The organism is Streptomyces sp. NPDC001544 (assembly GCF_042894285.1).
Lineage (GTDB): Bacteria > Actinomycetota > Actinomycetes > Streptomycetales > Streptomycetaceae > Streptomyces.
In genome coordinates this window covers 1-19583 of the sequence record NZ_JBIAVN010000028.1, presented here as the reverse complement: position 1 = coordinate 19583, position 19583 = coordinate 1, and the positions used below count along the sequence as shown (strand labels likewise).

Here is a 19583-nt window from a genome sequence, read left to right as displayed (position 1 = left end):
GCTGTCACTGCTCCTGGGGACGGTGCTGCCGGGTCGGGGGGAAGTCTGCGGTGTCCGTGGTGCCCACGGCCAGCGTCCGGTCGGGATTCAGCCGTACGACGATGTGGCGGCGCCAGTTCGCGTCGTCGCGGTCGGCCCGGTCCTCGCGCCAGTGGCAGCCCCGGGTCTCCTCGCGCAGCAGCGCCGCGGCGACCAGGACGCGGGCCACGCACAGGAGGTTGGTGGCCTCCCACGTGTCGACGCCGGGCTCGGCGGTCTTGCCGTTCTCGTCCAGGGCCTCCCGGGCCTCGGAGTGCAGCTGCTGGAGCTGGTCGGCGGCCCGGGCGAGGGACTCGGCGGAGCGCAGTACGCCCGCGCCCTCGGTCATGATCCGCTGGATGGTGAAGCGGGCCTCGGCGGCGAGCAGCGGGTGGGCCGGCCTCTCGGGCTCCGGGACGGGCTCGGGCACGCGGAGGTCCTCCGCGCCGTGCCCGGCCGCGATGTCGGCGGCGATGCGCTCGGCGTAGACGAGGCCCTCCAGGAGCGAGTTGGAGGCGAGCCGGTTGGCGCCGTGCACACCGGTGCAGGCGACCTCGCCGCACGCGTACAGGCCCGGGACGGTGGTCCGGCCGTGGGAGTCGGTGCGCACGCCCCCGGAGGCGTAGTGGGCGGCCGGGGCGATCGGAATGGGCTCGACGACCGGGTCGATGCCGTTGGCGCGGCAGGCGGCCAGGATCGTGGGGAAGCGGTGCTCCCACATGTCGGCGCCGAAGTGCCGGGCGTCGAGGTACATGTGCTCGGCGCCCTGCTCGATCATCCGCCGCAGGATGCCCTTGGCGACGATGTCCCGGGGGGCCAGCTCGGCCAGCTCGTGCTGCCCGACCATGAAGCGCACCCCGTCGCCGTCGACCAGGTGGGCACCCTCGCCGCGCACCGCCTCGGAGACCAGCGGCTGCTGCCCCTCCGCCTCCGCGCCGAGGAACAGCACGGTCGGGTGGAACTGCACGAACTCCAGGTCGGAGACCTCCGCACCCGCGCGCAGCGCCAGCGCCACACCGTCGCCGGTGGACACCGACGGGTTGGTGGTCGCGGAGAACACCTGGCCCATGCCGCCGGTCGCGAGGACCACGGCGGGGGCGTGCACGGCGCCCACTCCGTCGTGCTGGCCCTCGCCCATCACGTGCAGCGTGACACCGGCCGTACGGCCCTCGGCGTCGGTCAGCAGGTCCAGTACGAGCGCGTTCTCGATCGTGCGCACCCCGCGCGCGTGCACGGCCTCCACGAGCGCCCGGGAGACCTCCGCGCCGGTGGCGTCGCCGCCCGCGTGCGCGATCCGGCGCCGGTGGTGGCCGCCCTCGCGGGTGAGGTGGATGTCGCCCCCGTCGTCGGTGTCGAAGTGGGCGCCGGTGGAGATCAGCCGCCGTACCGCGTCCGGGCCCTCGGTGACGAGGATCCGTACGGCCTCCTCGTCGCACAGGCCCGCGCCCGCCACCAGGGTGTCGTCCAGGTGCTGTTCGGGGGTGTCGCCCTCGCCGAGGGCCGCGGCGATGCCGCCCTGCGCCCAGCGGGTGGAGCCGTCGTCGAGGCGGGCCTTGGTGACCACGACCGTCGTCAGACCCGCCGCCTCGCAGCGCAGGGCCGCCGTGAGGCCGGCCACGCCGGAGCCGACGACCACGACGTCCGCGGAGATGGACCACCCGGGGGCGGGCGCGTGCAGTCGTATGCCTGTGCTGGTCACGAGGCGGCTCCGAGGGTTCCGAAGGTGAGCGGGAGGTTGTCGATCAGCCGGGTCGTCCCGACCCGGGCGGCGACCGCGAGGACGGCCTCGCCGGTGAAGTCGTCGCCGACCTCGGTGAAGTCGGACGGGTCGACCAGCGCGAGGTAGTCCAGTTGGAGCGGCGGGTCGAGGCGGGCGGCCTCGTCGAGGACCAGGCGGGCCGCGGCGCGGACGGCCGCCGGACCGCCGGGGGCCGCCTTGGCGACGGCGTGCGCGTCGGCCGCCGCGCGGGACTCCCCTATGGCGCTGAGCGCCTCCGCGCGGGCGTGCGTCGCGGGCACCTCGAGGGCACGCGCGCGCAGCGCCTCCTGTGCGGCGTGCCGGTCGCGGCCCGCGAACAGGGCCTGGGACAGGGCGAGGGCCGTGCGCCGTTCCTGGGGCGAGAGGTAGCGGTTGCGGCTGGACAGGGCCAGGCCGTCCTCCTCGCGCACCGTCGGTACGCCGACGATCTCCACGCCGAAGTTCAGGTCCCGCACCATGCGGCGGATCAGGGCGAGCTGCTGGGCGTCCTTCTGGCCGTACAGGGCGACGTCGGGGCGGGTGAGGTGCAGCAGCTTGGCGACGACGGTGAGCATGCCGTCGAAGTGCCCGGGGCGGGAGCCTCCCTCCAGGCGTTCGCCCATGGGGCCCGCGCTGATGCGGACCTGGGGTTCGCCGCCCGGGTAGACCTCGTCCACGGAAGGGGCGAACACGGCGTCCGCGCCGGACTGCTCGGCGAGTTTCAGGTCGGCGTCGAGGGTGCGCGGGTAGCGGTCGAGGTCCTCGCCGGCGCCGAACTGCAGCGGGTTGACGAAGACGGTGACGACGACCTCGCCGTCCGGCCCGGCGATGTCCCGCGCGGTGCGGATCAGCGTCGCGTGGCCCTCGTGCAGGGCGCCCATGGTCATCACGACGGCACGGCGGCCCCGGCGCACACGCGCGTGCAGCTCGGCGGCGGTGCTCAGCAGGGCGGTGGTCATCGGGCCTCTCCCTCGGTGCCGTCGGCTCCGCCGGACCCCGTGGCCCCGGCGGCTCCGTCCGCGAGTACCCCGAGGAGGTCCTCGGCGAGTTCCGGCTTCAGCAGGCCGTGGGCGAGCGCGCGGTCGGCGGTGGCGCGGGCCATCGCCAGGTACCCGGCGACGGTCTGCGGTGCGTGCGCGCGCAGTTCCGCGACGTGCGCGGCGACGGTGCCCGCGTCGCCGCGCGCGACCGGCCCGGTCAGTGCCGCGTCACCGGAGCGCAGGGCGTTGTCCAGGGCGGCGCCGAGCAGCGGGCCCAGCATCCGGTCGGGTGCCTCGACACCGGCCGTGCGCAGCAGCTCCAGGGACTGGGCGACCAGGGTGACCAGGTGGTTGGCGCCGAGCGCGAGGGCGGTGTGGTAAAGCGCCCGGTTCTCCTCGGCGATCCACTCGGGCTCGCCGCCCATCTCGATGACGAGGGCCTCGGCGGCGAGACGCAGCTCCTCGGGCGCGGTGACGCCGAAGGAGCAGCCGGCGAGCCGCTGGACGTCGACGGGGGTGCCGGTGAACGTCATCGCGGGGTGCAGGGCCAGCGGCAGCGCGCCCGCGCGCAGGGCGGGGTCCAGCACCTTGGCGCCGTACCGCCCGGAGGTGTGCACGAGCAGTTGCCCCGGGCGTACGGCGCCGGTCTCGGCGAGGCCCGTGACGAGGCCGGGCAGGGTGTCGTCCGGGACGGTCAGCAGGACCAGGTCGGCGCGCTGGAGGACCTCGGCCGGCGGCACCACGGGCACGTCGGGCAGGAGCTGCGCGGCCCGTCGCCTGGAGGTGTCGGAGACTGCGGAGACGGCGACCGGGCGGTGCCCGGCGAGTTGGAGGGACGCGGCGAGCGCGGGACCCACGCGGCCGGCGCCGACGACGCCGACGGTGAGCCGCGCGGGGCGGTCCTTGGAGTCTTGCTGGTGGACTGTACTCACGCGACGGCGGCCTTCCCGTTCCAGTCCGCTCTGGGTACCGGACGATTTCTCGTCATGTTAACGCTATCGGGTCGGGGGCGGTCGGTCGTCCACAGGCTGTGGGTTTCCGCACACGGGACCGGGCCGTTAATCCGCTGCCCGGCCACGGCGGTTCACGGCATGATCCGGGCATGAGCGATGAGGCGAAGCAGGGTGGGGAGCAGTCGGCGCAGGAGCGGTTGCGGGAGCGGCGCTCCGCCGTCTTCCGGCAGGACCCGCGCGTGCTGGCGCGCGGGGGTTTCCGGACCACGATCGGGGAGCGTCTGGCGCGACTGCAGGAGGCCGCGCCCGAGGTGTACGACCTGGACGAGTGGCCGGACATGTACGGCGACGGGGTCGTGGCCGCCCTGGAGGACCGGGTCGCCGCGCTCCTGGGCACCGAGGCCGCCGCGTTCTTCCCCACCGGGACGATGGCCCAGCAGGTGGCCCTGCGCTGCTGGGCGGGCCGCACCGGCGACCGCACCGTCGCCCTGCACCCGCTGGCCCACCCCGAGGTGCACGAGCGGAACGCCTTCAGCGACGTCAGCGGGTTGCGCACGGTCCGGGTGACCGACGAGCCCCGGCTTCCCACGGCGGCGGAGATACGCGACTTCGAGGAGCCCTTCGGCGCCCTGATGCTGGAGCTGCCCCTCAGGGACGCCGGTTTCGTGCTGCCCACCTGGGAGGAGCTCACGGAGGTCGTGGCGGCGGCCCGGGAGCGTGACGCGGTGGTCCACTTCGACGGCGCGCGCCTGTGGGAGACCACCGTCCGCTTCGGGCGTCCCCTGGACGAGATCGCGGGCCTGGCGGACAGCGTCTACGTGTCGTTCTACAAGTCGCTCGACGGGTTCGGCGGCGCGGCGCTGGCCGGGCCGAAGACGCTGGTGGAGGAGGCGAAGACCTGGCGGCACCGGTACGGCGGCATGGTCTTCGAGCAGTTCCCCACGGCGCTGGCGGCGCTGGTCGGGCTGGAGCGGGAGTTGCCCCGGCTGCCGGAGTACGTGCGGCACGCGCGCGTGGTGGCCGCCGCGATGCGCGAGGGGTTCGCCGCGGCCGGGGTGCCCTGGGTGCGTTTCCAGCCCGAGGAGCCGCACACGCACCAGTTCCAGGTGCTGCTGCCGTACGAGCCGGAGGTGCTGGCGGAGGCGGCGGTACGGCAGGCCGAGGAGACGGGGACGCTGCTGTTCGTCACCAGCTGGATGCGCGGTGGGCCGGGACTGGGCTTCACCGAGGTCACCGTGGGCTCCGAGGGACTGGAGTGGACGGCGGCCGAGGTGAAGGCGGCGGTCGCGGACTTCGTGGCCCGGCTGCCGGAGGTGAGATAGCCGGAGAGAAGGCGTGAGGGGCGGCGGCTCAGTCGAACCTGATGTGCCGCAGGCCCACGCCCACCTGCCTCATCCGGGTGCGCAGCGGGCCCTCGTGGTCGGGACGCAGCCGGAGCCCGGCCAGGTCGGCGATGCGGTCCGCCGTCCTCGGCACGGTGGTGTGGTCCGTCCACAGGTGCTCGGCGAACTCCGGCTCGCGCAGCCGCTCCAGGCAGTGGTCGAGTCGGCTCACCGCCCAGGTCTCCCTGCCCAGCCCGGCGTTCTTCCCGCCGACGAACCGCGGAAGATGGCCGAAACCGCGCTCCCGCAGCCGTTTCAGTACGGTCTCGCGTTCGGCGAGCAGCGTGAAGTGCCGTACGTCGTGGCCGAGTTCGCGCAGGCGGCCGACGGTCTCGGCGAAGTGGCCGGAGTCGGTGACCGTCATGGGGGCGATGACCACCCCGTCGTGCTCGGTGAGGGCGAGATCGAGCACCTCGACGACGCCCTGCCGCCAGGCGGCCAAGTCCTGGAAGTCCTGGCGAAGGCCCGGCGGAAGCATGCGGTGCAGGCCGAATCCGACGTGCTCGGGGTCGCAGACGACGCTGCGGGGCAGGCGGCGCCGTATCTCGTACGCGGTCTGGGTCTTACCGCCCCCGAAGGGGCCGTTGATCCACAGCAGCATGCGTCAGCCGTGCCCGCCGGCCCGGACGAGCCCCGTCTCGTACGCCAGGACCACGACCTGCACCCGGTCCCTGAGGCCCAGTTTGGTCAGGATGCGGCCCACGTGGGTCTTCACGGTCGCCTCGGACAGCACCAGCCGGGCGGCGATCTCACCGTTGGACAGGCCCTGGGCGACCAGCACCATGACCTCCCGCTCACGGTCGGTGAGCCGCTCCAGCTCCCGGTGCTGCGGCTCCTTGCCGGCGGAGGGCAGCATGGGCGCGAAACGGTCCAGCAGCCGGCGGGTGGTGGACGGTGCCACGACGGCGTCGCCGCTGTGCACGGAGCGGATGGCGGCCAGCAGGTCGCCCGGCGGCACGTCCTTGAGCATGAAGCCGGACGCGCCCGCCTTCAGCCCGGAGAAGGCGTACTCGTCGAGGTCGAAGGTGGTCAGTATCAGCACCTTCGGCGGGTCGGGCTCGGAGCAGATCCGGCGCGTGGTCTCCACGCCGTCCAGCTTCGGCATGCGTACGTCCATCAGGATCACGTCGACCGCGGTGGAGTCCAGCACCTGCAGGGCCTCGACGCCGTCGCCCGCCTCCGCGACGACCTCCATGTCCGGCTGGGCGGCGAGCACCATCCGGAACCCGGTGCGCAGCAGCACCTGGTCGTCGACGAGCATCACGCGGATCGTCATCGGGGGCCTCTTCCGTGGGTCAGCAGGGGGCGTGCGGGGATGTGACAGGTGTCAACGAGGGGCGTGCGGCGGCGTCAGTGCGCCGGTTTGAGGGGCAGCAGGGCACTGATGCGGAAGCCTCCACCGGGACGCGGGCCCGCGTCCAGGGTGCCGCCGACCATACCGACCCGCTCGCGCATGCCGATCAGGCCGTGGCCCTGGCCGTCGGCGCCGCCCTCCTCGTACAGCTCGTGCGGGGCGCCCTTGCCGTCGTCCTCGACGAGCAGGCCGAGTCCGTCGTCGAAGTAGACCAGCCGCACGCTCGCGCCCGCGTTGGGGCCGCCGTGCTTGCGGGTGTTGGTGAGCGCCTCCTGCACGATGCGGTACGCGGTGAGCTCGACGCCGCTGGGCAGCGGACGCGGGGTTCCCTCCACCTTGAAGTCGACCGGCAGGCCGGAGCTGCGGCACTGCTCGACGAGGTCGTCGATCTGCTCGACGTCGGGCTGCGGGACGTACTCGCCGCTCTCCTTGTGCTCGCCGGTGCGCAGCACGCCGAGCAGGCGGCGCATCTCGGCGAGGGCCTGGCGGCCGGTGGAGGAGATCGTCTCCAGGGCCTTCTTCGCCTGGTCGGGCGCGGCGTCGAGGACGTAGGCGGCGCCGTCGGCCTGCACCACCATCACCGACACGTTGTGCGCGACCACGTCGTGCAGCTCGCGCGCGATCCGGGCGCGTTCGGCGGCCACCGCGACCTTGGCCTGCGCCTCGCGTTCCTTCTCCAGGCGGGTGGCGCGCTCCTCCAGTTGCGCGAAGTAGGCGCGGCGGGTGCGCATGGAGTCGCCGAGCACCCAGGCGAGGGCGAACGGCACCGTCTGGAACACCACGACCGCGACCCGGCCCAGGGCGCCGGACTCGTCGGCCGGCCAGCGGATCTGCGCCAGGGTCGCCGCACTCAGGCTGATCGCCAGGGCGAACCGGGAGGCCCAGCGGGCACCGACCGTGGCGACCGTGTAGGTGATCACCAGCATGGCGAAGTCGGCGACGGTCATCTCGACGTCCAGGACGAGCTGGGCGAGGCCGCACGCGGCGGCCAGCAGCAGCATCGCCTCCGGGAAGCGGCGGCGCAGCGCGACGACCACGCACAGGACGGCGGAGACGGCCAGCCCGGCGGCGAGGGGCATGTGGTGGCCCGGCGCCCCGCTGACATTGGTCACGCTCACGCACGAGAGCCCGAACAGGGCGACGGCCCAGAAGGTGTCGACCCACGTCGGGTGCCTGCGGAGGAAGTCATAGAGGCGCTGCACGTAACCCAGAGTAGGGAAGCGTGCCGTGTGCCGGGGTCAACCGGAGGGCCGATCCGTCCGCGACCCGCGTACTCCGCAAGGTGGAGGAGGTGATCACCTGTGCGCCTAGTCTGTTCCGGTGAGGGATGAGGACTGCGGCGAGTGGCGGGGCTGGCGGGCGGCCACCGAGGCGGCCCTGTACGGGCCTGGCGGCTTCTACCGGCGGCCGGAGGGCCCGGCGGGACACTTCCGTACCTCCGTGCACGCGTCGCCGCTGTTCGCGCGTGCGGTGGCCCGGCTGCTGTGCCGGGTGGACGAGGCGCTGGGGCGGCCCGGGAGCCTGGACTTCGTCGACATGGGGGCCGGGCGGGGCGAGCTGGTCACGGGTGTGCTGGCCGAGCTGCCGGCCGGTGTGGCCTCCCGCGTCCGCCCGTGCGCCGTCGAGCTGGCCGGCCGGCCCGAGGGGCTCGACGACCGGATCACCTGGTCGAGCGAACCGCCGGAGGGGATCCACGGGGTGCTGTTCGCCAACGAGTGGCTGGACAACGTGCCCGTGGAGGTCGCGGAGGCGGACCGGGAGGGCGTGCCGCGGCGGGTGCTCGTGCGCCGGGACGGGCGGGAGCGGCTCGGGGAGCCGGTGTCGGGGTCGGACGCCGAGTGGCTCGCGCGGTGGTGGCCGCTGCCGCCGGAGGAGGGGTTGCGGGCGGAGATCGGGCTGCCCAGGGACGACGCGTGGGCGTCCGTCGTCGCCCGGGTCGAGCGGGGGCTGGCGGTCGCCGTCGACTACGCGCACACGGTGGACGCGCGCCCGCCGTTCGGGACTCTCACCGGCTTCCGGGAGGGGCGGGAGACGGCGCCCGTGCCGGACGGGACGTGCGACATCACGGCGCATGTCGCGCTGGACGCGTGCGCGGCGCGTCCCACGGCGCGCACCCTGCCCGGGGCGCGCCTGCTCACCCAGCGCGACGCCCTGCGCGCCCTCGGCGTGACGGGCGCACGCCCCCCTCTCGCCCTGGCCTCCGCGAACCCGTCGGAGTACGTACGCGCGCTCGCGAGCGCCGGTGAGGCCGCCGAGCTCACCGCGCCGGGCGGGCTCGGGGACTTCGGGTGGCTGCTGCAGCCGGTCGGGGCCGCGGACGTGCTCGCCCTATTTGTCGATGTCCCCGACCACGAAGAACATTGAGCCCAGGATCGCCACCATGTCCGCCACCAGCGTCCCGGGCAGCAGCTCGGTCAGCGCCTGGATGTTGTTGTACGAGGCCGAGCGCAGCTTCAGCCGGTACGGGGTCTTGTCGCCCTTGCTGACCAGGTAGTAGCCGTTGATGCCGAGCGGGTTCTCGGTCCACGTGTAGGTGTGGCCCTCGGGCGCCTTCAGGACCTTCGGCAGACGCTGGTTGACCGGGCCGGGCGGCAGCTCGGCGAGCCGGTCGAGGCAGGCGTCGGCCAGGTCCAGCGCGTTGTGGGTCTGGGCCAGGAGGCACTCGAAGCGGGCCAGGCAGTCGCCTTCCTCCCGGGTGACGACCTCCAGGACGTCCTGCAGCTCCCCGTACGCCAGGTACGGCTCGTCGCGGCGCAGGTCGAAGTCGACGCCCGAGGCGCGCGCGAGGGGCCCGCTCACTCCGTACGCGTGCACGGTCTGCGGAGTGAGCGCGCCCACGCCCCGGGTGCGTCCGCGGAAGATCTCGTTGCCGAGGACCAGGTCGTCGAAGACGTCCATGCGCGAGCGGACGGCGGCGACGGCGGCACGCGCGCGTGTGGCCCAGCCGGCCGGCAGGTCCTCCTTCAGGCCGCCGACGCGGTTGAACATGTAGTGCATGCGGCCGCCGGAGACCTCCTCCATGACGTTCTGCAGCACCTCGCGCTCCCGGAACGCGTAGAAGACCGGGGTGATGCCGCCCAGCTCCAGCGGATAGGAGCCCAGGAACATCAGGTGGTTCAGCACCCGGTTCAGCTCGGCCAGCAGCGTGCGCGTCCACACCGCGCGCGCGGGGACCTCCATGCCGAGCATCCGCTCCACGGCGAGCACCACGCCCAGCTCGTTGGAGAAGGCCGACAGCCAGTCGTGGCGGTTGGCGAGCATGATGATCTGGCGGTAGTCGCGCGCCTCGAAGAGTTTCTCCGCGCCCCGGTGCATGTAGCCGATCACCGGTTCCGCGTGCACGATGCGTTCGCCGTCCAGCACGAGCCTGAGCCGCAGCACACCGTGGGTGGACGGGTGCTGGGGGCCGATGTTCAGCACCATGTCGGTGCTCTCGGCGGCACCGCCGATCCCGACCGTGGTCCGCGTCGTGGGAGTGGTGGACGTCATGCACACAGTCTCCCCTACGTAGGCTGGCCGCATGGAGACGGGGAGCGGGGAGGGCTGCCCGGCGGCGGCCGAGCCGGTGTGGCGGGGGCTGCCTCCGGGGCTGCTGCGGATGCGGCGGTTGCTGCTGGTCGTGTGGCTGGGAGTGGTGGCGCTGGCCGTGGGCCTGTTGCTGGGGCTGCTGGCCGGGCCGGGCTGGGCCGCCTTCGCGCTGCTGCCGCTGGCGGCGACGGCGTGGGGCTGGGTGCTGCTCGGCCGCAACTGGCGCTCCTGGCGCTATGCCGAGCGGGCCGACGACCTGCTGATCAGCCGTGGCGTGCTGTGGCGCGAGGAGACCGTCGTACCGTACGGGCGGATGCAGTTGGTCGAGGTGACCTCCGGGCCCGTGGAGCGGTACTTCGGGCTGGCGAGCGTGCAGCTGCACACGGCGGCGGCCGCGACCGACGCGGCCATCCCGGGCCTCGAACCGGCCGAGGCGGAGCGGCTGCGCGACCGGCTGACCGAGCTGGGCGAGGCCCGATCGGCGGGGCTGTGACAGCGCCGGAGGCCGCCGGCGGCATACCCGGGGCGCGGCCCGTGGCCGAGCGGCGGCTGCACCCCGTGACGCCGTTCCGGCGGGCGTGGGCGCCGGTCGCCGTGCTCGTCGGGTGGGCGGTGCACGACCCGGACCAGGCACAGGAGCAGCTGACGAGGCTGACCTCGACCATGCTGCTGGCCGGGCTCGCCGTGCTGGTCCCGGCGGCCTCCCTCTACGGCTTCCTGTCCTGGTGGTTCACGCACTTCGCGGTGACCGACAGCGAGCTGCGCATACGCACCGGTCTGCTGTTCCGGCGCACCGCGCACATCCGGCTGGAACGGATCCAGGCCGTCGACGTCACCCAGCCGCTCCTCGCGCGCGTGGCGGGCGTCGCCAAGCTGCGGATCGACGTCGTCGGGGCCGACAAGAAGGACGAGCTGGCCTTCCTGGGCGAGGACGAGGCACGCGCGCTGCGGGCCGAGCTGCTCGCGCGGGCCGCCGGTTTCGCGCCGGAGACGGCGCACGAGGTGGGCGAGGCGCCGGCGCGGGAGCTGATGCGGGTGCCCCCGCGGGGGCTCGCGCTCGCGCTGGTGCTGACCGGCGCGAGCTGGCTGTCCCTGGCTGCCGCCCTCGTCGTACCGCCGGTGCTGTGGCTGGCCACGCACAGCGTGTGGACGGTCCTCGCCACCGGGGTGCCGCTGCTCGGCGGGGCGGGCGCGCGGAGCGCGGGACGGTTCGTCGCGGAGTACGACTGGACGGTGGCCGAGTCCCCGGACGGGCTGCGGATCGACCACGGGCTGCTGGACCGCACGCACGAGACCGTGCCGCCGGGGCGGGTGCAGACGGTGCGGATCGTGGAGCCGCTGCTGTGGCGGCGCCGGGGCTGGGTGCGGGTGGAGCTGGCGGTGGCCGGGTCGTCCAACTCGCTGCTGGTGCCGGTCGCTCCGCGTGCGGTCGCCGAGTCCGTCATCGCGCGCGTGCTGCCCGGGGTGACCGTGCCGCCGGTCCTGGCCCGGCCGCCGCGCCGGGCCCGGTGGTGCCTGCCGGTGTGGTGGCGGGGCCACGGCATCGCCGTCACGGACACCGTCTTCGCCGCCCGGCACGGGCTGCTACGGCGCCGGCTCTCCCTCGTCCCGCACGCCAAGGTCCAGAGCGCCCGGCTCACCCAGGGGCCCTGGAAGCGGCTGTGGCGCGTCGCAGACGTCCATGTGGACACGGGAGCGGGCAAGACCGTGACGGCCCGGCTGCGGGACGCCCGGGAGGCCGCGGCCCTTCTCCACGCCCAGGCGGAACGCTCCCGCACGGGGCGCCGGGGGGCGGGGCCGGAGCGCTGGATGAGCTGACGGGCCGCTGGGGGCTCCGCCCCCGGACCCCCGCCCGTCCGGGGGTGCCCCCTCAGGACGCCGCGCTGCGCAGGCCGTGTACGTCGATGTGTTCGGTCTCGTCATGGGCCGTCAGGTCGATGACCTGGCCGACGCCGCGGGAGTCCTCGCCGGCGGGCTTGAAGCCGGCCTCGGTCTCGGCCTTGTGGAGGGCGAGGGCCTCCTGGCCGACCACGTCGGCGAGGTCCTCGTTCTGCACGGCGTCCAGCGCGTCGGACGGCGCGTCCTTCTGTGTGCCGAAGAAGTCGAAGCCGCCCTCGACCGCCGGACGCCGCACGGGCGGGGCCGGTACGACGGCCACCGCGGTCGGCACCGTGAAGTGGCCCGTGGCGCGGGACGCGGGCTCGGCCTGCTCGGCGGGCTCCCGGACGGCGCCCTCCGTCACTTCCTCGTCGGCGCCTTCTCCTTTGACGGCTTCGGCCGACCCGGCCGCCTCGTCCCCTTTGGCGGCTGCATCCCCTTTGGCGGCTGCATCTCCTTTGGCATCGGCATCGGCATCCGCCTCGGCCTCCGCCGGCTCGTCCCCGGCGCCGAACCGGGCCAGTGCCGTCATGGCCCGCAGGAAGAGCCGTGAGCCCTCCGGGGAGAACACCCCGGTGACCGCCGGCCCGTCCTCGGCCCCGGCGACGTCGGTCTCCGCCGCGCGCGCCGCCGGCAGTGCCGGCGTCTGAGGCGCGGGAGCCCCGGCCTCGATCTCGAGCAGTCGCCGCCCTTCCAGCGCGGTGGCCCGCTCGGTCTCCGCCGTGGCGTACCGCCGCAGCAGCGCGGCGTGCTCGTTGCGCAGACCCGCCAGCTCCGCCCGCTTGGCCCGCAGCCGCTGCTCCAGCTTGCCGCGCAGCTCGCGGGATTCCTCGAGTTCGCCTTCCAGTTCGGCGACCCGCTCCTCGAAGCGCCATTCGTCACTCGCACGCGCGCGTGCGAGGTCGGCTACCTGCTTACCCGCATGTATGTCCCAGCGGCGCATGACGACCGCGCCGATGACGGCTGTCGCCGCGGCGGCCGCGGCGAGGGTGCGGAGCACCGTCTGCTCCGAGAACACCCAGGGGCCGATCGCGCAGACGACGGAGACGCCTGCGATCGCCGACGGAGGCAACAGCCTGTGCAGAGGAGGTGAATGGCGGTGACGTCCACGTGGCATGGCCAGAAACTTACCGCGAGTAGGGGAATCTTGGCGCCCCGCCCCGTAAAAACACCGCCTTGACGAAGTCTTCACCGTCACCGGTCACTGAGCCGCCCGCTCATCCACTGCAGCGTCGCCGGGATCTCCCGCCGCCAGGTGTTGAAGTTGTGGCCGCCGCTCTCCAGGATGATCGACGAGATCCTGGTCAGGTTCGTCGCCCGCACCCGGTCGATGAATTTCAGGGTGTCCTTGTAGTTCGATTCGCCGATCCTGCTGCTGGTGACGAGCAGTGAGGTGTCCGGAGCGGCCTGGTGCTTGAGGAACCACCACAGGTCGGAACGATTCCGCAGGCCGCTGTCGCCGTGGAAGAGGTCACCGGTCGTGGGGTCGATCGGCGCCTTGTAGTAGGGCGACAGCCCCGCGCCCGCCGCGTACACGTCCGGGTGGTGCATGGCGAGCTTCAGTGCGCAGTAACCGCCCGTGGAATCACCGATGATCCCCCAGCTTCCCGGCTTTCTGCCCACCCTGTAATGGGCCAGAACCGCGTCGGGAAGATCTTTGGCGAAGAACGTCTCGGTCTGCGGTCCGCCGGGAATGTCCACGCATTCCGTGTCGCGCGGCGGCGCGACCGTCGGCCGCAACATGATCAGGATCATCGGCTGCATCCGCCCGTCCTTGGCCAGTTGCCGCGCCGTGCTCGGGTAATGCAGTTTGTCCACCAGGGCCTGCGCGGTGCCCGGATATCCGGTGAGGACGACGGCCGCGGGGAACGTACGCGTGCGGTACTGCGGCTGGAAGTACTCCGGCGGCAGATACACGTACGCCGGTGTGGGGATGTGGGTCGTACGGCCCACGATGTCGACCTTCTGGACCTGCCCGGCCCGCTGCGGCGGCCTCCCGCCGGCCCCGGTCGGTCCCGCCGTGGTGAGTACCTGCAGCGGTCCGGCCGCGCCGCCGCTCGCCGTGTGGTCGACCACGACACCCTGCGCGGTCTCCCGGCCGAAGAGGTCCGCCCAGCTGGCGTAGAACCCGAAGGCCTGGTTGGCGGCGACGGCCACGCAGGCGAAGAGCGTCAGCTGGGTGGCAAGGAGCAGCCCGACGCGCCCGCTGACGGACCGCCAGTCCCGCCGGGCCAGCCGCGGCCACAGCCAGACCGTGCCGACGAACAGCACGACGGCGAACGCGATCGCCACCACCAGCACTTTGTTGCTCGTGAGACCCATGGGCTCTTCCTGCCTGCGCTTTCCGCCCACGGCACGCCGTCGCAAACGTTGCGAGCGCTTGCCCTGGGCTTTCCTCGGGCTTTGAACCGGCTTTCCGACGAGGAAGGAACCTCCTTCCCCAAGACACCGTCCTAGAGGGCGCAATGTCGCCGGATGCCCGAAACGGTCACCGGACTCAAGGTCTCTCGCAGAACTATGGGATGCGATGTCTGTCAGGATAGATGGGGAAATGTCGGGCGGGGTTCCGAGCCGATCAAGCCGGGCGCGGCGCATGGTCCGTGGTCCGCGCCCCGAGGCCGTCCCCGCACTGGTCGGCAGGGCCTGCGCGGTCGTCGGGCTCCTGGACATTGCCGCGGGCGTGTTCCCGCGCTTCCGTCACAGCCGTATGCACGCCATCGCGGAGGTGCTGCCGGGCTCCTTCGGCCCGTTCGCCGCGGCGCTCTCGCTCAGCGCGGGCGTGCTCCTGCTGCTCCTCGCGCACGGGCTGAAGCGGCGCAAGCGCCGGGCCTGGCGGGCCGCCGTGGCGCTGCTGCCGGCCGGCGCGGCCGCGCAGTTCGTGTACCGGCACTCCGTCATCGGGGTGCTGATCTCACTCGCGCTGCTCGTACCGCTGCTGCGCCACCGCGACGAGTTCGCCGCGCTGCCCGATCCGCGCAGCCGATGGCGCGCGCTCGCCAACTTCGTCCTCATGGGCGCCGGTTCCCTGGTGCTCGGACTGGTCATCGTCAGCGTCCACCCGGACCGCATGGTCGGCGACCCGAGCCTCGCCGATCGGCTGACCCACGTCCTGTACGGCCTGTTCGGCTTCGAGGGCCCGGTGGACTACCAGGGCAACACCTCCTGGACGGTCGCCTTCTCCCTCGGCGCCCTCGGCTGGATCACCGCCGCCACCACCATCTACCTGGCCTTCCGCCCCGAACACCCGGCAGCGCGGCTGACCGAGGACGACGAGAACCGGCTGCGGGCGCTGCTGGCCAAGCACGGCGGCCGTGACTCCCTCGGGCACTTCGCGCTGCGCCGCGACAAGGCGGTCGTCTTCTCGCCCAGCGGCAAGGCCGCGGTGACCTACCGGGTCGTGTCCGGCGTGATGCTCGCCAGCGGTGACCCGATCGGCGACGTCGAGGCCTGGCCGGGCGCCATCGAGCGGTTCATGGACGAGGCCAAGGCCCACTCCTGGACCCCCGCCGTCATGGGCTGCTCGGAGACCGGCGGCGAGGTGTGGACACGCGAGACCGGTCTGGACGCCCTCGAACTCGGCGACGAGGCGGTGGTGGACGTCGCGGATTTCTCGCTCGCCGGACGCGCGATGCGCAACGTGCGACAGATGGTCAAGCGCATCGAGCGGGCCGGCTACGAAACCCGGGTACGGCGTATCCGTGACCTCGGTGAGGCCGAACTCGACCGTGTCCGGCGCGCGGCGGAGGACTGGCGCGGCACCGACACCGAGCGCGGCTTCTCCATGGCGCTCGGCCGCATCGGCGACGCGTCGGACGGGGACTGCCTGATCGCCACCGCGCACAAGGCCGACGACGAGCCGGGCCCCTACGGCGACCTGAAAGCCATTCTGCACTTCGTGCCCTGGGGTACCGATGGAGCCTCGCTGGACCTGATGCGCCGCGACCGCTCGGCCGACCCCGGGATGAACGAGCTGCTCATCGTCGCCGCGCTCCAGGCGGCCCCGAAGTTCGGCATCACCCGGGTCTCGCTGAACTTCGCGATGTTCCGCTCGGCGCTCGCGCGCGGCGAGAAGATCGGCGCGGGTCCGGTGCTGCGCGCCTGGCGGGGGCTGCTGGTGTTCCTCTCCCGCTGGTTCCAGATCGAGTCGCTGTACAAGTTCAACGCCAAGTTCCAGCCGCGCTGGGAGCCGCGCTTCGTGGTCTACCGGGCTTCCGGCGACCTGCCCCGCATCGGCTTCGCCGCCATGCAGGCGGAGGGCTTCGTCAACCTCGCCCTCCCCCTGCCCCGCTTCCTGCGCCGCACCGCCGCCCCCGCCCGCCCGTGCTCCCACGCACTCGCGGAACACGAAGTCCGGGACGTACGGCCGGCCTGACGGGACCGGCCCGAACGACAGGCCCGGGGCGGAGGGGAGCCGCCCCGGGCCTGTCGTTCGGGCCGCGCGTGGGCGTTGCGGGGCGGGGCCTAGGCTGAACGTATGAGCAATGAGAGCGGGCGCGGCACGGTGGCGGGGCTTCCGGCATGGGACCGGTGCGCGGTCATGGGGGTCGTGAACGTGACCCCCGACTCCTTCTCCGACGGCGGCCGTTTCTTCGACACCACCGCCGCCGTGAAGCACGGGCTCGAGCTGGTCGCCGAGGGCGCCGACCTGGTGGACGTCGGCGGCGAGTCGACCCGCCCCGGCGCCTCCCGAGTCGACGAGGACGAGGAGCTGCGGCGCGTCGTCCCCGTGGTGCGCGGCCTCGCCTCCGAGGGAGTCGTCGTGTCCGTCGACACCATGCGGGCCTCGGTCGCCGCCCAGGCCCTCGCGGCGGGCGCCGCCCTCGTCAACGACGTCAGCGGCGGCCTCGCCGACCCGGCGATGATCCCGGTGGTGGCCGAGGCGGGCGCCCCGTTCGTCGTCATGCACTGGCGGGGCTTCCTGCAGGGTGGCAACGTCAAGGGCGTGTACGAGGACGTCGTCACCGAGGTCGTGGACGAGCTCCACGCACGCGTGGAGGCCGTCCTGGCGGGCGGCGTCGCGCCCGACCGGATAGTCATGGACCCCGGGCTGGGCTTCTCCAAGGAGGCCGGACACGACCTCACCCTGCTGGCCAACCTGGACCGTCTGCGCGCTCTGGGCAGGCCCCTGCTGGTCGCCGCCTCCCGCAAGCGCTTCCTCGGCCGTGTCCTCGCCGGCCCCGAGGGCGCCCCGCCCCCCGCCCGGGAACGCGACGCCGCCACCGCCGCCGTCTCCGCCCTCGCGGCCCACGCCGGCGCCTGGGCGGTCCGCGTCCACGAGGTACGCGCCACGGCCGACGCGGTCCGGGTGGCGCGGGCGGTGGAGGGGGCTCGGTGAGCGCCCCGCACACCGACGTCGAACAGGTCGAACTCGCCAACACGGCCTTCTACGAGGCCATGGAGCGCGGCGACTTCGAAGAACTGTCCGCCCTCTGGCTCACCCCGTCCGACCTGGGCGTCGACGAGACGTACCACGACCCGGCGGACGTCGGCGTGATCTCCTGCGTGCACCCGGGCTGGCCGGTGCTCACCGGCCGCGGCGAGGTCCTCCGGTCGTACGCGCTGATCATGGCGAACACCGACTACATCCAGTTCTTCCTCACCGATGTGCACGTCTCCGTCACCGGTGACACCGCCCTCGTGACCTGCACGGAGAACATCCTCAGCGGGGGTCCGGCCCCGGAGGGGAGCGAGGAACTCGGGCCCCTCGTCGGTCAGCTCGTCGTGGCCACCAACGTCTTCCGCCGCACGCCCCTCGGCTGGAAGCTCTGGTCCCACCACGCCTCCCCCGTTCTGGCCGAAAACGACGAGGACGAGGACGGCGACACACCCGCCTGAGTGGGTAGGCGGCCCGCAGGGAGCAAGGAGTGGTTGGAATCACGAACTGACGGGTAGATGCGGCTACCGGCCCGTAAGCCACCGGATTCCGCTGGGGAAACGCACCATGAACCCTCCTGTCCCCACGCCGCCCCACACCCCTGCGGCCCGGTTCCGGCCAGGGCCGCGGGTAGATTCGTCCGGGGCCGGTGTGCCGCACGCACACGGCACGGACCGCCGTTAACGACGACTGCAGGAGTGATTCGCGTGGATCGTGTCGCGCTGCGCGGCCTGAAGGCCCGCGGGCACCACGGCGTGTTCCCCAAGGAGCGCGAGGAGGGCCAGACCTTCATCGTGGACATCGTCCTGGGACTGGACACCCGGCCGGCCGCCGCCGACGACGACCTGACGAAGACCGTGCACTACGGCATCGTGGCCGAGGAGGTCGTGGCCGTGGTCGAGGGCGAGCCGGTGAACCTCATCGAAACACTCGCCGCGCGCATCGCGGAGACCTGTCTGAAGCACGAAGGGGTACAGGAGGTCGAGGTCAGCGTCCACAAGCCGGACGCCCCGATCACGGTCCCCTTCGACGACGTCACCGTCACCATCACCCGGAGCCGAGTATGACCGCATCCTTCACGCAGGGTCCGATCGACCCGACCGTACAGCCGGTGCCCGCCTCCGTCGTGGCACAGGTCGACGCCGCCGACACCACCTTGCAGAACCCGAAACGGGCCGTGCTCTCCCTGGGCTCCAACCTCGGCAACCGCCTGGAGATCCTGCAGGGCGCCATCGACGCCCTGGAGGACACCCCCGGCGTCCGCGTCAAGGCGGTCTCCCCCGTGTACGAGACCGAGCCGTGGGGCGTGGAGCCCGGCAGCCAGCCGTCGTACTACAACGCGGTCGTGGTCCTGAAGACCACCCTGCCGCCGTCCTCCCTGCTGGAGCGCGCCCACGCCGTGGAGGAGGCCTTCAACCGCGTACGGGACGAGCACTGGGGTCCGCGCACCCTCGACGTCGACATCGTCTCCTACGCCGACGTCACCTCCGACGACCCGAACCTCACCCTGCCCCACCCGCGCGCCCACGAACGCGCCTTCGTCCTGGCGCCCTGGCACGACGTGGACCCCGGCGCCCAGCTGCCCGGCCGGGGCACGGTCGCGGACCTTCTCCGCGCCGTCACCCGCGAGGGCGTCGAGGCCCGGGGGGACCTGGAACTCCGGCTGCCCGAGTAGTCGTTAAGGTCAGGACGACCGACACACGGGCACACTGAGGTGGGCCGCCACGACCACAGCGGTCCGGGGGAGCTGAAGGGACATCGTGAAAGAGCTGCGCATCAGGGTGCTGGTCGGTGTGTTCGTCGTGGCCGGCGTCCTGTCCTGGGCGGGTGCCCGCCTGTGGAACTCGGTCGGGACCCTGCCCAGTGTTCCGGTGGCCGCGCCCATCGTCCTGGCCGTGATCGCCGTGGTCCTGCTGTCCACGGCGCTCTCGCTGCGGGCCCGCCTCAAGGCCCAGCGCGAGCGCCGTCCCGAGGCCAAGGGCGTCGACCCCCTGATGGCCGCCCGTGCGGTTGTTTTCGGCCAGTCCAGCGCGCTGGTCGCCGCCCTCGTGGCCGGCATGTACGGCGGCACGGGCGTGTTCCTCCTGGAACTCCTCGACATCCCCGCCCGCCGCGACCAGGCCGTCTACGCGGCCTTCTCGGTCCTTGCGGGCATCGCCGTCATAGCGGCCGCCCTGTTCCTGGAGCGGGTGTGCAAACTCCCCGAGGACGACGACGAGGACCATCCGGGCGCCGAACCGGTGGCGTGAGCGAGCGGGCTGGGGCCTGTCCGGCGGATCATGCCGCAGGGCACGGGCGGTGCCTCATCGGCGCTGGTGAGCGGGGCGAATGGGGGTGCCCCCGCGCGAGCTCATTCGAGCGTGGGGGAGCGTCCGGCT

Annotated in this window: 19 protein-coding genes; 10 read left to right on the top strand and 9 right to left on the bottom strand. The window is 73.1% G+C overall.

The features are described from left to right. Positions 1 to 4: 4 nt before the first annotated feature. Genes ACFY0F_RS37795 through ACFY0F_RS37785 form a run of 3 tightly spaced genes read right to left on the bottom strand, consistent with a single transcriptional unit; the run spans position 5 to position 3668 of the window. Entirely contained in the window at positions 5 to 1717 is a 1713-nt protein-coding gene (locus tag ACFY0F_RS37795) for an L-aspartate oxidase (RefSeq protein ID WP_388805255.1), read from the bottom strand. Continuing rightward, on the bottom strand, positions 1714 to 2715 hold the full coding sequence (gene panC / locus ACFY0F_RS37790) for a pantoate--beta-alanine ligase (RefSeq protein WP_388805252.1): 1002 nt from the start codon (positions 2713 to 2715) through the stop codon (positions 1714 to 1716). The genes ACFY0F_RS37795 and panC overlap by 4 nt, the downstream gene beginning before the upstream one ends. Then, positions 2712 to 3668 carry a Rossmann-like and DUF2520 domain-containing protein gene (locus ACFY0F_RS37785; protein ID WP_388805249.1) on the bottom strand — a complete coding sequence of 319 codons (957 nt, stop codon included), beginning with the start codon at positions 3666 to 3668 and terminating at the stop codon, positions 2712 to 2714. The genes panC and ACFY0F_RS37785 overlap by 4 nt, the downstream gene beginning before the upstream one ends. A 170-nt stretch (positions 3669 to 3838) precedes the next feature. Here ACFY0F_RS37785 and ACFY0F_RS37780 point away from each other — a divergent pair, with 170 nt between their 5' ends. Continuing rightward, positions 3839 to 5011 (top strand): threonine aldolase family protein, encoded by a 1173-nt coding sequence (locus ACFY0F_RS37780; RefSeq protein WP_388805246.1) that lies wholly within the window; start codon positions 3839 to 3841, stop codon positions 5009 to 5011. Between the two features lie 28 nt (positions 5012 to 5039). On the opposite strand, the gene ACFY0F_RS37775 is transcribed toward ACFY0F_RS37780, so the two are convergent. The 3 genes from ACFY0F_RS37775 to ACFY0F_RS37765 form a co-directional block, all read right to left on the bottom strand. Further along, the gene (locus ACFY0F_RS37775; protein WP_388805243.1) at positions 5040 to 5672 is read right to left on the bottom strand and encodes an AAA family ATPase; all 633 of its coding nucleotides are present in this window, start codon (positions 5670 to 5672) and stop codon (positions 5040 to 5042) included. A 3-nt stretch (positions 5673 to 5675) separates the two neighbouring features. Further along, positions 5676 to 6347 (bottom strand): response regulator, encoded by a 672-nt coding sequence (locus ACFY0F_RS37770; RefSeq protein WP_388805240.1) that lies wholly within the window; start codon positions 6345 to 6347, stop codon positions 5676 to 5678. Positions 6348 to 6421: 74 nt separating this feature from the next. Next, positions 6422 to 7627 carry a sensor histidine kinase gene (locus ACFY0F_RS37765; protein WP_388805237.1) on the bottom strand — a complete coding sequence of 402 codons (1206 nt, stop codon included), beginning with the start codon at positions 7625 to 7627 and terminating at the stop codon, positions 6422 to 6424. Positions 7628 to 7745: 118 nt separating this feature from the next. Here ACFY0F_RS37765 and ACFY0F_RS37760 point away from each other — a divergent pair, with 118 nt between their 5' ends. Continuing rightward, positions 7746 to 8789, top strand: a complete 1044-nt coding sequence (locus ACFY0F_RS37760) for an SAM-dependent methyltransferase (protein ID WP_388805234.1) — start codon at positions 7746 to 7748, stop codon at positions 8787 to 8789. On the opposite strand, the gene ACFY0F_RS37755 is transcribed toward ACFY0F_RS37760, so the two are convergent. After that, positions 8754 to 9914, bottom strand: coding sequence for an NADH-quinone oxidoreductase subunit D (locus ACFY0F_RS37755; protein WP_388805231.1), 1161 nt, complete (start codon positions 9912 to 9914; stop codon positions 8754 to 8756). The genes ACFY0F_RS37760 and ACFY0F_RS37755 overlap by 36 nt on opposite strands. A gap of 31 nt (positions 9915 to 9945) precedes the next feature. Between ACFY0F_RS37755 and ACFY0F_RS37750 the strand changes: the two genes are divergently transcribed. Together ACFY0F_RS37750 and ACFY0F_RS37745 are read left to right on the top strand one after the other, a co-directional pair. Further along, positions 9946 to 10446 (top strand): PH domain-containing protein, encoded by a 501-nt coding sequence (locus ACFY0F_RS37750; RefSeq protein WP_388805228.1) that lies wholly within the window; start codon positions 9946 to 9948, stop codon positions 10444 to 10446. Further along, the gene (locus ACFY0F_RS37745) at positions 10443 to 11771 is read left to right on the top strand and encodes a PH domain-containing protein (RefSeq protein WP_388805225.1); all 1329 of its coding nucleotides are present in this window, start codon (positions 10443 to 10445) and stop codon (positions 11769 to 11771) included. The genes ACFY0F_RS37750 and ACFY0F_RS37745 overlap by 4 nt, the downstream gene beginning before the upstream one ends. Before the next feature lie 52 nt (positions 11772 to 11823). On the opposite strand, the gene ACFY0F_RS37740 is transcribed toward ACFY0F_RS37745, so the two are convergent. Then, entirely contained in the window at positions 11824 to 12948 is a 1125-nt protein-coding gene (locus ACFY0F_RS37740) for a hypothetical protein (protein WP_388805222.1), read from the bottom strand. Between the two features lie 77 nt (positions 12949 to 13025). Further along, complete coding sequence (locus tag ACFY0F_RS37735) at positions 13026 to 14153, bottom strand: alpha/beta hydrolase (protein ID WP_388805219.1); 1128 nt, start codon at positions 14151 to 14153, stop codon at positions 13026 to 13028. Between the two features lie 229 nt (positions 14154 to 14382). Between ACFY0F_RS37735 and ACFY0F_RS37730 the strand changes: the two genes are divergently transcribed. From ACFY0F_RS37730 to ACFY0F_RS37705, 6 genes are all read left to right on the top strand, one after another. Beyond that, positions 14383 to 16203 carry a phosphatidylglycerol lysyltransferase domain-containing protein gene (locus ACFY0F_RS37730; RefSeq protein ID WP_388805216.1) on the top strand — a complete coding sequence of 607 codons (1821 nt, stop codon included), beginning with the start codon at positions 14383 to 14385 and terminating at the stop codon, positions 16201 to 16203. A 102-nt stretch (positions 16204 to 16305) separates the two neighbouring features. After that, positions 16306 to 17166, top strand: coding sequence for a dihydropteroate synthase (gene folP, locus ACFY0F_RS37725; RefSeq protein WP_388805213.1), 861 nt, complete (start codon positions 16306 to 16308; stop codon positions 17164 to 17166). Next, a complete protein-coding gene (locus tag ACFY0F_RS37720; protein WP_388805210.1) occupies positions 17163 to 17666 on the top strand; it encodes a nuclear transport factor 2 family protein in 504 nt (167 codons plus the stop codon). The genes folP and ACFY0F_RS37720 overlap by 4 nt, the downstream gene beginning before the upstream one ends. Before the next feature lie 246 nt (positions 17667 to 17912). Further along, entirely contained in the window at positions 17913 to 18272 is a 360-nt protein-coding gene (folB, locus tag ACFY0F_RS37715; RefSeq protein WP_388805208.1) for a dihydroneopterin aldolase, read from the top strand. Continuing rightward, on the top strand, positions 18269 to 18880 hold the full coding sequence (gene folK, locus ACFY0F_RS37710) for a 2-amino-4-hydroxy-6-hydroxymethyldihydropteridine diphosphokinase (protein ID WP_388805205.1): 612 nt from the start codon (positions 18269 to 18271) through the stop codon (positions 18878 to 18880). The genes folB and folK overlap by 4 nt, the downstream gene beginning before the upstream one ends. 85 nt (positions 18881 to 18965) lie before the next feature. Continuing rightward, positions 18966 to 19454, top strand: a complete 489-nt coding sequence (locus ACFY0F_RS37705; protein WP_388805202.1) for a DUF3180 domain-containing protein — start codon at positions 18966 to 18968, stop codon at positions 19452 to 19454. Positions 19455 to 19583 lie beyond the last annotated feature (129 nt).